Source organism: Bacteroidota bacterium (assembly GCA_016713925.1).
Lineage (GTDB): Bacteria > Bacteroidota > Bacteroidia > AKYH767-A > OLB10 > JAJTFW01.
The window spans coordinates 210,956-224,993 of the sequence record JADJOH010000007.1 but is presented as its reverse complement, the minus strand read 5'-3'; the positions used below and the strand labels follow the sequence as shown (position 1 = coordinate 224,993).

General features: G+C 42.9%; 11 protein-coding genes and 2 tRNA genes. 5 read left to right on the top strand and 8 right to left on the bottom strand.

From position 1 onward, the window contains the following. The first annotated feature begins 31 nt into the window (after positions 1-31). Positions 32-3,790, top strand: a complete 3,759-nt coding sequence (locus IPJ86_09005; protein MBK7887423.1) for a PKD domain-containing protein — start codon at positions 32-34, stop codon at positions 3,788-3,790. A 237-nt stretch (positions 3,791-4,027) separates the two neighbouring features. On the opposite strand, the gene IPJ86_09000 is transcribed toward IPJ86_09005, so the two are convergent. Beyond that, entirely contained in the window at positions 4,028-5,635 is a 1,608-nt protein-coding gene (locus tag IPJ86_09000; GenBank protein ID MBK7887422.1) for a T9SS type A sorting domain-containing protein, read from the bottom strand. Between the two features lie 205 nt (positions 5,636-5,840). On the opposite strand from IPJ86_09000, the gene IPJ86_08995 reads away from it, so the two are divergent. Both IPJ86_08995 and IPJ86_08990 read left to right on the top strand, forming a co-directional pair. Further along, positions 5,841-6,224: a hypothetical protein gene (locus tag IPJ86_08995; protein ID MBK7887421.1), complete on the top strand. Its 384-nt coding sequence runs from the start codon at positions 5,841-5,843 to the stop codon at positions 6,222-6,224. 17 nt (positions 6,225-6,241) lie between these two features. Beyond that, complete coding sequence (locus tag IPJ86_08990) at positions 6,242-6,688, top strand: hypothetical protein (protein MBK7887420.1); 447 nt, start codon at positions 6,242-6,244, stop codon at positions 6,686-6,688. A gap of 432 nt (positions 6,689-7,120) precedes the next feature. Here the strand turns inward: IPJ86_08990 and IPJ86_08985 are convergent, their stop codons facing one another. The 5 genes from IPJ86_08985 to mutS all read right to left on the bottom strand — a co-directional run bounded on the left by IPJ86_08985 (position 7,121) and on the right by mutS (position 11,665). Beyond that, a complete protein-coding gene (locus IPJ86_08985; GenBank protein ID MBK7887419.1) occupies positions 7,121-7,465 on the bottom strand; it encodes a four helix bundle protein in 345 nt (114 codons plus the stop codon). A 467-nt stretch (positions 7,466-7,932) separates the two neighbouring features. Then, positions 7,933-8,277 carry a four helix bundle protein gene (locus IPJ86_08980; GenBank protein MBK7887418.1) on the bottom strand — a complete coding sequence of 115 codons (345 nt, stop codon included), beginning with the start codon at positions 8,275-8,277 and terminating at the stop codon, positions 7,933-7,935. Positions 8,278-8,704: 427 nt separating this feature from the next. Next, positions 8,705-8,788, bottom strand: a tRNA-Leu gene (locus tag IPJ86_08975). A 149-nt stretch (positions 8,789-8,937) separates the two neighbouring features. Continuing rightward, positions 8,938-9,013 (bottom strand) — tRNA-Gly (locus IPJ86_08970). Between the two features lie 45 nt (positions 9,014-9,058). Then, entirely contained in the window at positions 9,059-11,665 is a 2,607-nt protein-coding gene (gene mutS / locus IPJ86_08965; protein MBK7887417.1) for a DNA mismatch repair protein MutS, read from the bottom strand. Positions 11,666-11,722: 57 nt separating this feature from the next. Here mutS and IPJ86_08960 point away from each other — a divergent pair, with 57 nt between their 5' ends. Together IPJ86_08960 and ruvC are read left to right on the top strand one after the other, a co-directional pair. After that, positions 11,723-12,259: an RNA methyltransferase gene (locus IPJ86_08960; GenBank protein ID MBK7887416.1), complete on the top strand. Its 537-nt coding sequence runs from the start codon at positions 11,723-11,725 to the stop codon at positions 12,257-12,259. A gap of 50 nt (positions 12,260-12,309) precedes the next feature. Next, complete coding sequence (gene ruvC / locus IPJ86_08955; protein ID MBK7887415.1) at positions 12,310-12,864, top strand: crossover junction endodeoxyribonuclease RuvC; 555 nt, start codon at positions 12,310-12,312, stop codon at positions 12,862-12,864. A gap of 191 nt (positions 12,865-13,055) precedes the next feature. Here ruvC and IPJ86_08950 read toward each other — a convergent pair whose 3' ends face one another. Next, complete coding sequence (locus IPJ86_08950; protein ID MBK7887414.1) at positions 13,056-13,451, bottom strand: HIT family protein; 396 nt, start codon at positions 13,449-13,451, stop codon at positions 13,056-13,058. Between the two features lie 100 nt (positions 13,452-13,551). Next, entirely contained in the window at positions 13,552-14,031 is a 480-nt protein-coding gene (greA, locus tag IPJ86_08945) for a transcription elongation factor GreA (GenBank protein MBK7887413.1), read from the bottom strand. Positions 14,032-14,038 lie beyond the last annotated feature (7 nt).

The window sequence follows — 14,038 nt, the reverse complement described above, 5'->3', positions numbered from 1 at the left end:
CCTCTATTAACCACGCAATTTATCCATCCCTATGAAAAAATTAATCTTACTCGTGCTGCTGTTATTCAGCGGCCTTAGCCGGGCACAAGTCCCGCAAAAAGCACCACTTCCCGGATGTTCCAGCGACGAGCATCGCCACTCCAAACTGTCCCGTGATCCCGATTACCGAAACCGGATGCGGGAAATGAATGACTATCTCTATCAGAAAATCCAACAATCATCCGTTAACCGGCAAAGCAATACTGTGCTGACAATTCCTGTAGTGGTGCATATCATTCACAACAACGGCCCCGAAAACATTTCAAACGCGCAAGTTAATACTGCCATACAGTATCTCAATCAGGCCTTTTCAAACACCGGACCCTTTCAAACCGCTAATGGTGTAAATACCAACATACAATTTTGTCTGGCATCGCAGGATGAAAACGGAAATTACACTACCGGCATCAACCGTGTCGTTTCCACACTAACGGATATGATATCCGAAAATGATGATGACACGTTAAAGAATCTCATCCGTTGGAATCCCAATTACTACCTGAATATTTGGGTAGTGAATTCCATCACTTCTATAGGAGGCGGTAGTGGTGTTGCAGGATATGCGTATTTACCGGCATCACATGGAAATGATGAAGACGGTATCGTAAACGAAGCGGCTTATTTTGGAAATAGCCCTGATGCCACTAAAGTATTGATACATGAAGCGGGACATTATCTCGGGCTCTATCATACCTTTGAAGGGGCTTGTGGCAACAACAACTGCCAAACCGATGGAGATAAAGTTTGCGACACGCCCCCCGATCAGAGTACAGGAGCGGTAGGATGTCCGCTCACTGCCAACACCTGCAACAGCGATGATGACGATTTAAGCCCCAACAATCCATTCCGGCCAGTTGGTGTTGGAGGATTAGGAGATCAAAATGATCTCATCGAAAATTACATGGACTATGGACTCAACAGTTGCAAAGTTCTTTTCACCACCGGACAAAGCGATCGCATGCAAGCTGCACTATCAGGTGTGCGGGCCAGTTTATTGCAATCTGTCTCCTGTCAACCCACTTGCCTAAACCCCATCATTGCTGATTTCAACATGAGTAATAATGTGGTTGTCATTGGCGGGAGTTTAAATTTCTCGGACGCTTCAACCGGTGCAATTGCCTATGAATGGTATGTAAACAACCAACTCATCTCCACTTCTGCCAATACAACGCATGTGTTTACCAGTCCGGGATACTATTCGATTACATTAACCGTAAACAGCAGTGATTCCACCTGTGAAGAAAGCATTACTAAAATCGTTGAAGTACTTTGTGATGCCCAGGCCTTCTTTGTTGTAGCCCCGGCCAGCGGACCCTATGCCATAGGGAGTACATTAAATTTTAACGACGGCAGCACCAATTCCAATTCCGCGCAATGGGTGCTGGATGGTGTAAATCAGGGGACGATACAAACATTCATACAGACCTTCAATACGCCGGGCAGTCATTACATTTATAACATTGCAAACAGCAATCAATGCAGTGATACTTCTGAAGTCTTCTATTTCAAAATTGGAGATTGCGGAGATGCGGGCATGTTAGAGAACTGGTATTTGCCGAATTTCTCTCTGCTTTTCTCAGGTACAAGTTTACCGGTAGTCGGCTATAGTGCTGTTCCCGGACAAAGTGTTGCCGACGAATGCACCTCTTCTCTCTCTGATCGTGATGGAAACCTATTGCTATATACAGATGGGTTAACAGTATGGAACCGCAATCATCAGCCCATGCCCAACGGAAGCGGACTCGCCGGATGCTATTCCTCTACACAAGGATGTTTGCTTGCACCGAAACCCGGATCTACTACACTCTACTATCTTTTCACAGCTGATTGCGGCGAGAACCAATATACAGGAGGTTTAAAATACAGCGTGATTGATCTTTCGCTAAATGGTGGTTTAGGAGATGTGATCACCGGACAAAAAAATTTACCGGTACGAAGTAAAATCAATGAACATGTTGGAGGCACGTATCATGGCAACGGCACTGACATCTGGATATCCGCAGCATCCTTTGACGGAGATACGATTTATTCCTATTTACTCAGTGCTGCAGGACTTGCAACCACACCTGTCATCTCCCCCTTTGCAAATGGAGGTTTTAACGGAGGTATCGGAGAAATAAAATTTTCAAATGACGGGCTCAAGGTAGCATACTGCATCAACTCAACCGTTTTACCCAACCGCGTACGAGTTGCAGATTTCAATAAAAATACAGGAATTGCTTCGAATCCGTTTGAAATCACCTACAGTTCTTTAGTCAATGAAACACATTACGGCATTGAATTCTCTCCAGACAATTCGAAATTATATGTTGGACTTTTGCGACAGGGAAAAGTGTTTCAGTACAATATGGCCGCGGGTACACCTGCAGCAATTCTGGCTTCTGAAATCCGTTTAGATCCATTTACCGGAACGACAACCAAACAATTTGCCAACATGAGTTTAGGCCCTGATGGACGCATATGGATTTCAAGAGATCAGTTCTATATTGACTATATTGATCAGCCCAATCTTGCCGGTACTGCGTGTGGATATACTGTAGATTTCCTAAATAATCCCAACCCGTTATGGTTTGGTTGGGCGATGCCGAATTTTGTAAAGGGCATTGAGCTCCTCAGTACGCCACGCATATCCGGACCACGAAAAATTTGTGTGAATGTCACGGAAACATTTGAAGTCGCCTATGCCTTACCGGGTGATTCTACTATCTGGATGCACCATGGTCCGGGAACGGTGAGTAACCCAACGGACAGTACCATCGAACTAACGGGATCTATTGCAGGAAGCATTGACACGCTCACCATAAAGTATTTTGGTTACTGCGGTGCCGTTATAGATACCTTCATCGTTGAAACCATCACGGCAGCCCCCATTGATTTCGGACCGGACACCATCCTCTGCGGATTCGCCTTATTATCCATTGGCAATAACTGGCAGTCGTTTGTGTGGCAAGACAACAGCACTTCTTTCTCCAGCTATGGTGTGAACACCATCGGAACCTATTGGGTCGTAGCTGTTGACACCAATCGTTGTATCGCGAGCGATACCATCACCTTCACACAAGGATTCACGTACGGCAATGTGGAGATCGGTAAAGACACTACGATTTGCGCCGGCAATGTTTATACGATCATTCCCAACACCACCTTCCTCAACTACGAATGGCAGGATGGAAGCACTGCTTCGACCTACACTGCATTTGGACCGGGCACCTATTGGTTACATGTCACAGGAGGCTGCCAGGATTCCTACGACACCATTCAGATCAGCATGACAGAGTTAAATGTCCCCCTTGCACTCGGCAGCGATACCGTCATTTGCGGCAGTGGCTATCCCTACACGCTACAAGGTGTGCCGGGCTATTCCCATCTCTGGCAGGACGCCAGCAGCAATAGCAGCTTAGTGATCAACGGACCAGGATCATATTGGGTAGAAGTCCGTGACAGCATTGGCTGCATGGCGAGAGACAGCATTATGATCACCGGTTGTGTAGGATTGAATGAAACATTAGGAAACATGCTGCAACTCTTCCCCAACCCGGCGGTAGATGAACTCATCATCCGTTTTCCATCTGCGGTATCCGTACCGGAACTTGCACTTTACGATATGATGGGACGACTACTCCGAAAAATAAACACCGGAGAACAAAAAGAAATACGAATTGACACGAGTCAGTTTCCGGAGGGAGCGTATATATTGAGGGGGACTGTGGAAGAGGGCGTTTTTAGTAAGATGTTTATGGTGGCAAAGTAAGGACAGGTCGCGACCTGTCCTTACAGATCGGGTATGTAGTGACAGGTCGCGCCCTGTCATACCTGTCATCACGACGCCCCCGTGAACGGCAACCGTAGCCGCGTTACATGTAACGCGGCTACGGTTTGCAACAAAACGGTGACAGATCGCGACCTGTCACTACGTACCGACGATACGACCTGGAACATCACTGGTGACAGGTCGCGACCTGTCACTACATACTGACGATACGACCTGTTACCATTTAACAAATCTCCCCGTTAAGACTTCCTTCTCGGTACTTAGCCGAACTATGTATACACCATCGGGTTGGAATGAAAATGAACTGCTTTTGCTAAAATAACTTCCATCTGTTCCGGCAGAAATTCGATCAATTAATTGCCCGTTGACATTATAAAACTCTAATGTCGCTTGTCTTCCATGTAACTCTTCTGCATTGACAAAAATTGTTTGCCAGGATTTGTCAAAATATAGTTTCAAATCTTTATTTTTAGGAAATAAGTCCAATAATCCAACGGATGTAAGTGTGTCACATGGACTACCTTGTAAAGTATCTAGTTCGTAGTTGTGGTTATTTGGTAAACCTACATATGTTTTATGTCCTCCTAAATTAAAACTAAAAGGTTGATAATTGCATGATGCACCAGCGCTATCAGGATAGTTTATTACTGACAAATTAGAGTTGGTTGTATTCACAGTTCCATAACAATACAAATAATTATAACAGGTATCTGGACCGGACCAATTAATACTTACGTATATTTTACCATTTGGACCTAATTCTAATAGGCCTGGTGTATCTGGTGATAAATAAACTCCTAATGTATCTGCACTTGCCAGAAAATTTGAGGCGTTCAGATCGAATTGGAGGATATAACCTGTATCTTGATTGAAGGTTTGATAAATAAGTGAAGTGTATAATTTACTTTCGTCAGGAGAAACTTCAAATCCCCAAAGTCCTAAATATGGTCCCCCAGGAACTAAATAATTCACCTGATTTGAAAATATTCCTGTACATCTATCAAAATCAAATCTATCAATAACACCTTTTATTGAAACATTGTATAAGTGTGATCCATCATTATTGAACTTTAACCTGACAGCACTGTCCAACCAAGTAAGAGTTCCAATATATTGAGTAGGGTAAGCAATGACTCCATTCGGACTGACTAAATAAGCTGTAATATCGTTAGTTGGCACATCTTTCCAACTTCTAACCACCACCCACCAATCCCTTCCATTTCCATGCCTAACTGCGGTAATCCCATCGCACAAAGTGTCATTTCTAATTTGAACATTTTTTTGAATTACTTTTCCTAAGCCGTTATTGTATGATAAATCAACAATGGTATAATAAAGTCCAACTACCGGCTGTGTTACACCTGCGCAAAAAATATAAAACCGGTTATTGTTTCCCGGATCAGGAATAATCACCATTTCCTGATACCACAAAAGACCAACAATTGAATCTCCTTTTTCCATCAATTGATGGTTTTTATTTATAACATGCCCATATGTATAATTAAATGTAGGCACCGTATTCCATTGATAAACATAAGGACTTCCACAATAAAATAATAAATCACCTGTACTATCGCAAATGCTTGCGCATGTCCCTCGAACACGAAGTATACTGTTTGCTGGCTGAGGATTGCTGAGGTTTTTAAAATTAATAGCCGCACTATCACCAAATGCCCAGTAGCGATCAGTGAATTGGGCATGGACATCCGAAGAAAATATCCGGAAAAAAAATAACAACAGAAATAATCCTCTGATCATAACCACAAGAGTGGGTTTTAATTGCAAGGTATAAAGGTATGATAATTTATCTTCAGCAATAGCCATTTTCAAACGGATAAAAGTGTTTATAAAACGGTTGCCCGTTGTGTATACAATAAATTTGTAACAGGGGCCGGGACGATACATAGTGAAGGAATCCAAACAGCAGAAATGGCTACAAAACAAGCTGCTGATAGCGTATTTAGAGAAGCAGTTATTGTATTTACAATTTTATTTTTTATTCCACTCAAAATTTTATCTGAATAACAGCATGAAACAAATTTCCATGAATGACGTTTTGGAATTGATCAAGACAAAGGAATTTGAATTAAAATCGACGCATAACAGGTTATGTTTACCTATCATCGTCCGTATCTACAAGAAAATGGTTCTTGGAATAAAATTTTCCGGAATTAATGTCGACCAAAATTTGATCATTGATGGTCATCACAGGTATCTGGCCTCTAAATTGGCTGGAATTCAGCTCGAAATAAACCCGACGAGAAGAACCTCCGCAACTGTTATAACTAATTGGAGTTCAATAGAAATCGATGTCGAAGATTGGGATACTAAGGCAAAAATAAAAAGATTAAATGAAGCGGATGCCCATTATAACAACATGAGTGTTGAAGAAATTAGCAAACAGCTCGAATAGGCCGTATCTTTGCAAACATGTTCATCTTTCTTGACATAGATGGTGTAATGGTTCCTGCTAAAGGTTGGAAAAGCCCTGAATTATTAAATGATGGGTTTCCTGCTTTTAGTCCTTTGGCTGTTCGTGCCTTACAATGCTTGATCACTGAAGATACGAAGGTAGTGCTTACTACTTCCCATAAATCCAGATTTACTCAAGATTCCTGGAAAAGTATTTTTGAAACAAGAGGTCTTTCAGTCGGTAAGCTGGAAACCTTAGCTCAAAACACCATCTTTCCTAATAGAAAAGAAGAGATTTTGAACTGGTTCAGCTTGAACATTATCAATGATGATTTTTTGATCATTGATGATGATACATCGTTGAATGATCTTCCAAAGGATTTAAAAGAAAAACTCATTCTCACCAGCCCGCTCATTGGACTTACAGAAAGAGATTTGGAGCATGTGAAATACAAGGCTCTTTAGAGATTTAAAATTGCCTGATATCATTAAAACCGTTTCAAAATTTCGAAACGGTTTTTTATTTTCCTTACCATTTTTGTCATCCGGAACCAGGCCAAACGCACAACTCCAATGACAGGTCGTGTCATGCTGGTGACAGGTGACAGATCGCGACCTGTCATAACGGATGGGATTCGTGTGTCGGGTTCGTGCGTTATTGTAGCCGCGTTACATGTAACGCGGCTACAATAACGCGAACAGTGGAATGTATTTTCGAAATATGTTTTTTTGCGGATAAATGAGTGCAATTTTAGTGATTGTGTTAAAAAATAATCTATGGACTATGGTTAAGTCGATTACCAAAAGGAACATACTTTTTTGTTTAAGAAAGTGATTACGGAAAGATGAAAATAAAGAGCGAGGAACAGAGCGAGGTAGGAAGTGTGATTTTCTTTTTCAAGATAATTTTTTGATCATCGCAAACAACATCCTGGACAATTCATCTGCCTGATTGTAGATGGAAACAAATTCATCATGATTCAGAACTGCGGTGTCACAAAGAATATCAGCAACCGCAACACACTCCAGGACCGAACCACGTGCAGTCACATAATAATTGCGCCGATCGGCATTTGAGAATTTTCCGGAGCCTTCGGCGATGTTCAATGGAACACTGAATGATGCGCGCCCTAGCTGGTCTCTGACGTAGGAATCGAGTTTGCGGGTAAGGATGATCTCCTTACAATGAAGATGGAATAATTTGGATTTCTTGTAAACTTCAAGATTTTGGAATGGGAACATAAGATTTGGGTTTGAAAAGGGGTTTATGGTAAGTAACAATACTTTAGCATATGATTTAACAACCTGTTTCTCCGCTCTGTTACTCGCTCTCGATTTTTAAGTTTAGAAGATTCTTTTTATTGAGAAAACGGGACGCAACGAGAGGAAGGAACAGTAAGAGGTAGTTTTTAGGATTGGAATATTGGAACTTTTGGTAGCCTTCAGGACTTGATTTAACCCACTGTTTCTCCGCTCTGTTACTCGCTCTCGGTTTATAAGGTTAGAAGATTTTTTTGAGTTGAGAAAACGGGACGCAACGAGAAGCAGGAACAATGCGGGGTAGTTTTATGGACTGGATGATTGATACTATTGGTTGCTTTCAGGACTTGATTTAGAAACATGATGTTTTTTTGTTTGAAAAGGAATTTTTAGTAATATACTATTTAAGAGCGAAGTTAGAGTGCGAGTGAGCAGTGTGATTTTCTTTTTCAAGATAATTTTTTAATCATCGCAAACAACATCCTGGACAATTCATCCGCCTGATTGTAGATAGTTACAAACTCATCCTGATTCAGTATTCCTATATCACAAAGAATATCAGCAACTGCAACACACTCCAGCACCGAGCCACGTGCCGTCACATAATAATTGCGTCGATCGGCGTTTGAGAATTTTCCGGAGCCTTCGGCGATGTTCAATGGAACACTGAATGATGCACGCCCTAGCTGGTCCCTGACGTAGGAATCGAGTTTTCGGGTAAGGATAATCTCCTTACAATGAAGATGGAATAATTTGGATTTCTTGTAGACTTCAAGATTTTGGAATGGGAACATAAGATGATTGGTTTGAAAAAGGGTTTATGGCAAGATACTATTTAAGAGCAAAGATAGAGTATAATAGAAATGGGAACGGTTTTTTTCAGCTAACTCATTGGATGATTGGAACTTTTCGTCGCCTTCAGGACTTGATTTAACCCACTGTTTCTTCGCTCTGTTACTCGCTCTCGGTTTTTAAGGTTAGAAGATTTTTTTGAATTGAGAAAACGGGACGAAGCGAGAAGAAGCAACAGTACGAGGGAGTTTTTAGGACTGGAATATTGGAACTTTTCGTAGACCAAAGGACTTGATATAGAAACATGGTATTATTAGTTTGAAAAAGGATTTATAGTAAGATTCTATTTAAGAGCGAGGAAAGAGTACGAGTGAGCAGGAAAAACAGAGCTGAAACATCGCTCTCGCTCAGTTTCTTCGCTCTGTTTTGTACCCGGGACGGGAGTCGAACCCGTACAGCTGTAAGGCCACAGGATTTTAAGTCCTGCGTGTCTACCAATTCCACCACCCGGGCGGTTATTTCCAAAAAATCAAATCCTTAGTTTTCAATAAGAATTGGAGGTGCAAAAGTAATAGTTTTTTGAATTGAACTAAGATATGGTATCAACTCAAACTTTGAATTCTCATAAACAAAAAAGCCTCCTGCAATGGAGGCTTTTGTTTTGGAGCGAAAGACGAGATTCGAACTCGCGACCCCGACCTTGGCAAGGTCGTGCTCTACCAACTGAGCTACTTTCGCAATGGGTTGCAAAAATACAACTTAATAGGCCTATATTTCAAATTCTCAGGCGTTTAAATTCACTTTCTCTCTCGAAATCAACTTCTTAATTTCATTTAATTTCATTAGCGCCTCGACGGGAGTGAGTGTATTTATATCAGTTTGGAGGATTTCATCACGGATTTGCTCCAAAACCGGATCATCTAACTGGAAGAAACTCAATTGCAACTCGTCCTTTTTGGCCTTTGCATCGCTGGATTTTACAATTTCATTGAGGCCATGGGCTTTTTCGAGAGTTTCGAGCATCTGCTGTGCCCGCTTCAGGACTTTGCTCGGCATTCCGGCCATTTGCGCTACATGGATTCCGAAACTATGTTCACTGCCACCTGGAATGAGCTTACGCAGGAATAGTATTTTGTTGCCGCTTTCGTGAATGGCGATGCTGAAGTTTTTAATTCTTCCAAAGCTCTCTGCCATTTCGTTGAGTTCATGGTAATGTGTGGCGAAAAGCGTTTTGGCTTTCGCTGTAGGATGATCGTGAATGAATTCGGCAATGGCCCAGGCGATGGAGATGCCATCGTACGTACTGGTGCCTCGCCCGATTTCATCCAACAATACCAGACTCCTGTTAGTGATGTTGTGCAGAATACTCGCCGTTTCATTCATCTCCACCATGAAGGTAGATTCTCCCTGCGATAAATTATCGGAAGCCCCTACCCTGGTAAATATTTTATCTACCATGCCAATGGTCGCTTCCTGTGCCGGGACAAAGCAACCCGTTTGTGCCATCAGGACGATCAACGCTGTTTGGCGGAGTATGGCAGACTTTCCCGCCATGTTCGGACCGGTGATGATGATGATCTGCTGTTGCTCATTGTCTAAGTAGACATCATTGGGAATATAGCTTTCGCCGAGAGGTAGCTGTTGCTCTAAAACCGGATGGCGGCCATTCCGGATATTCAGAATCAGCGATTCATCTAATGTGGGTTTAACATAGCCGTACTTCATCGCCACTGAGGCAAAACTGCAGAGGCAATCGAGGCGGGCCATCTCCGAAGCATTCTGCTGTAACAAAAGAATGTACGTAGACATATATTCCAGCAATTCCGCGTAAAGTGTTTCTTCAATCTTCTGAATCTTTTCTTCAGCACCCAGAATTTTCTCTTCGTATTGCTTCAGTTCTTCTGTAATATACCGCTCTGCATTGGTCAGCGTTTGTTTGCGCACCCAGGAGGCCGGCACTTTGTTTTTATGCACATTGGTGACTTCAATATAATAACCAAAGACATTATTAAAAGCAATCTTCAGTGAGGTGATGCCTGTTTTTTCACTCTCTTCGCGTTGAATTTTCAGGAGATAATCTTTTCCTTCAAAGGCCAGTTCCTTTAGCTCATCCAATGCGGCATGATAGCCTTTCCGGAATGTTCCTCCTTTGTTTAGTAAAGCAGGAGGATCATCAGACAAAGCCATCGTTAATTTATTCAATAATTCTTCGCAGGAATGTAAACGACCGGCGATGGCTTTTAATCCGGGATGGCTGATCTTTTCCAGTTGTTCCTTCATGGGAGCCAGCAAGAGGAGAGATCGCTTCAACTGCATGGCTTCCCGCGGGCCCAGTTTACGAATAGCAATTCGGGATGCGATGCGCTCGAGGTCGCCTACTCCTTTCAGATCAGCTTGGAGTTTTTCCAACAGTTCTTCACTTTTCGTTAATACCTCAACGTTATCCTGTCGCTCTTTGATGGGAATAATTTCTTTCAGCGGTAACAACAACCAGCGGCGTAACATCCTCCCTCCCATCGGTGAAACCGTAAAATCCAGTACGCTCAATAATGTCCGGGCATTTTCATGGGGAGAATTCACCAGCTCCAGATTCCGAATGGTAAAACGATCAAGCCATACATAACGATCTTCTTCCATACGGGAGAGGGCGGAAATATGGACGAGTGTTTCCTGACGTGTTTGCTGCAGATAATACAAGGCGGCTCCTGCTGCTACTACACCTGCCTGCATCTCCTCAACGCCAAATCCCTTCATAGAAATGGTTTGAAAATGCTTCAATAATGTTTCTCTGGCAAACAACAACTGAAAGGCCCAGTCATCGAGGGAATAGGTATAAAACCGCTGACCATACTTTTGTTCGAAATTCGCTTTCGCGCTACGTGGCACCAGTACTTCGCTGGGCTGAAAGCTCTGCAATAATTTATCGATATAATCACTATTGCCCTCTGCTACATAAAACTCTCCGGTGCTGGCATCTACTAAAGCGAGACCCGATTTACTGCCCGACTCTGATGCCGGATAAAAAGCAGCGAGGAAATTATTCGATTTATGATCCAGAATTTTATCACTGAATGTCACACCCGGCGTTACCACTTCGGTCACTCCGCGCTTCACAATTTTTTTTGTTGTTTTCGGATCTTCGAGTTGATCACAGATGGCTACGCGCATGCCGGCACGCACCAGTTTAGGTAAATAGGTATCGAGGGAATGATGTGGGAAACCCGCGAGCTCCATGTCGGAAGCGGCACCATTGCTTCGCTTGGTAAGCACAATGCCCAACACTTTAGAAGCTTTAATGGCATCTTCGCTAAAGGTCTCGTAAAAATCTCCCACACGAAATAATAACAGCGCATCCGGATATTTCGCCTTGATGCTATTGTACTGTTGCATGAGGGGTGTCTCTTCTTTCACGGCTATACTTAACTTTGCGCTAAGATACCCATTCGCGTGCAGAAGCTAACCAACGAAGAACTCGGTCGCCCCGACCTCACTGCTTATCAACAGATAAAGAAATTACCAATTATTTTGATATTGGATAATGTACGCAGCGCCCTCAATGTAGGCTCTGTTTTCAGGAGTGCGGATGCCTTCCGGATCGGGAAAATTATTCTCTGCGGCATTACGGCACAACCGCCTCATAAGGAAGTTTTAAAAACGGCTCTTGGTGCTACCTCTTCTGTTCCATGGGAGTATGAGACGGACACCCTTACCGCTGTAAAAAAGCTTCAGCATGAGGGGGTAAAAGTCTATGCTTTGGAGCAGGTGCAGGAGAGTATTTCGCTTGAGGATTTTCTTCCGCAATTACCCGCCACGGCCATTATTTTCGGGCATGAGATGGATGGCGTGAGTCAGGAGGTGGTTGATCTTTGCGATGGAAGTATTGAGATCAGGCAAGAGGGTACCAAGCACTCGTTGAATGTGTCGGTCTGTGCGGGAATTGTTTGCTGGGAACTTCATAAAAAACTCTCACATTTGCAGCAGTGACGAAAGCGAAAGAGAGAATCATCTTAGGTATTGACCCCGGCACGCTCGTTATGGGTTATGGTGTGATCAGTGTAAGCGGGTCGAAGCTCAAACTTATTTCTGCGGGCATTCTCAAAATTGACAAAAGCAGTTCTCATTTCGATCGGCTGAAAGATATTTTTCAATTCGTGGTGCAGTTGATCGAGCGACATCACCCGGATGAACTATCCATTGAAGAGCCCTTTTTCGGAAAAAATGTACAATCGATGTTGAAATTGGGAAGGGCGCAAGGAGTGGCTATGGCGGCGGCATTATCGCATCAGATCCCGGTGTACGGGTATTCTCCCCGACTCATCAAACAATCCATTACGGGCAAGGGGGCGGCCTCCAAGGAGCAGGTATCGGCGATGTTGCAACGTTTACTGGCCTTTGAGCAGTCGCCAAAATTTCTGGATGCTACGGATGCAGTGGGTGTAGCATTATGCCATTATTTTCAAACGAATACCGTTTTGGAGCAATCCACTTCTAAAGCTACAAAAATTGTTGGTGCGGCAAAAAAGTCCGGCAAATCCTATTCGGGATGGGCAGCTTTTATAACTGAAAATCCCGGCAGGGAAAAGAAGTAGCTGCTTGCTGCTTGCTTTTTTTGAGAAGTATTGTTAAAAAAGACAAAAATTTATACCAAACATAAGCTGTTTCAAACAAGCAGATAGCCCCTTACTTTTTTTCGAGCAGCAGCCTGAATCCGGTAGCTGGTAGCCGGAATTGCCGGTAGCCAAAAGTTGTTTGATCCAGACAAAATTTATTGACCAAGAACTTATCGTAAGACAGAAATTATTTTATCAGCAGTTGCTGCTAATTCGGATTGTGTCGGAGTAAGTTTTGGTCTTGAAAAATTTATATCACCAATTGAATTAAGCGGCACGAGGTGAATATGCGCATGAGGGACTTCGAGGCCGATAACGGCGATGCCTATCCGTTTACAGGGAATGGCTTTTTCGATGGCAGGGGCGACAGACTTTGCGAAAAGCCAGAGTCCGGAGAAAAGGTCATCGTTTAAATCAAAAATATAATCCACTTCCCGTTTAGGAATGACCAGCGTATGACCTTCCACGAGGGGCATGATGTCGAGGAAGGCGAGGAAATGTTCGTTCTCGGCAATTTTATGGCAGGGGATTTCTCCGTTAACGATGCGGGTAAAGAGCGTGGACATAGTGAATAAAGAAGATTTTTTTTTGAAATACTATTTTAGAGGGAACGCTGATTACACGGATTTAAATGATTATCGCGGATTTTTTACTGCCACTGTAGCTCTAATGATAGAGGGCGATATCGAGCACTTCAAATTTGATGATGCCGCCGGGAGTTTGGATGTCGGCTACTTCACCTACTCTTTTTCCCAGCAAGCCTTTACCAATGGGAGATGAAACTGAAATTTTTCCGGACTTCAGGTCGGCCTCATTTTCTGCTACTAGAATATACGACATTTCTGCCTTATTGCTGATGTTCTTAATGCGCACTTTACAGAGCACAGATACTTTTGAGATATCCAGTTTTGATTCATCAATGAGTCGTGCGCTTGCAACCAGCTCTTCCATTTTTGAGATCTTCAATTCCAGGAGTCCTTGTGCATCTTTTGCCGCGTCATACTCTGCATTTTCCGATAAATCACCTTTATCTCTTGCTTCAGCAATCTGACGGGAAATACTAGGACGTTCCACCGACTTCAGGTGACTCAACTCTTCCTGTAATTTCTTCAATCCTTCTTCGGTGAGGTATGTGATTTTTGACATAGTACAA

What these genes read in the sequence shown, in the direction of transcription:
- IPJ86_09005 (MBK7887423.1), top strand. Translation starts at nt 32, where the DNA reads ATGAAAAAATTAATCTTACTCGTGCTGCTGTTATTCAGCGGCCTTAGC.
- IPJ86_09000 (MBK7887422.1), bottom strand. Translation starts at nt 5,635, where the DNA reads ATGGCTATTGCTGAAGATAAATTATCATACCTTTATACCTTGCAATTA.
- IPJ86_08995 (MBK7887421.1), top strand. Translation starts at nt 5,841, where the DNA reads ATGAAACAAATTTCCATGAATGACGTTTTGGAATTGATCAAGACAAAG.
- IPJ86_08990 (MBK7887420.1), top strand. Translation starts at nt 6,242, where the DNA reads ATGTTCATCTTTCTTGACATAGATGGTGTAATGGTTCCTGCTAAAGGT.
- IPJ86_08985 (MBK7887419.1), bottom strand. Translation starts at nt 7,465, where the DNA reads ATGTTCCCATTCCAAAATCTTGAAGTTTACAAGAAATCCAAATTATTC.
- IPJ86_08980 (MBK7887418.1), bottom strand. Translation starts at nt 8,277, where the DNA reads ATGTTCCCATTCCAAAATCTTGAAGTCTACAAGAAATCCAAATTATTC.
- mutS (MBK7887417.1), bottom strand. Translation starts at nt 11,665, where the DNA reads ATGCAACAGTACAATAGCATCAAGGCGAAATATCCGGATGCGCTGTTA.
- ruvC (MBK7887415.1), top strand. Translation starts at nt 12,310, where the DNA reads ATGGGTTATGGTGTGATCAGTGTAAGCGGGTCGAAGCTCAAACTTATT.
- IPJ86_08950 (MBK7887414.1), bottom strand. Translation starts at nt 13,451, where the DNA reads ATGTCCACGCTCTTTACCCGCATCGTTAACGGAGAAATCCCCTGCCAT.
- greA (MBK7887413.1), bottom strand. Translation starts at nt 14,031, where the DNA reads ATGTCAAAAATCACATACCTCACCGAAGAAGGATTGAAGAAATTACAG.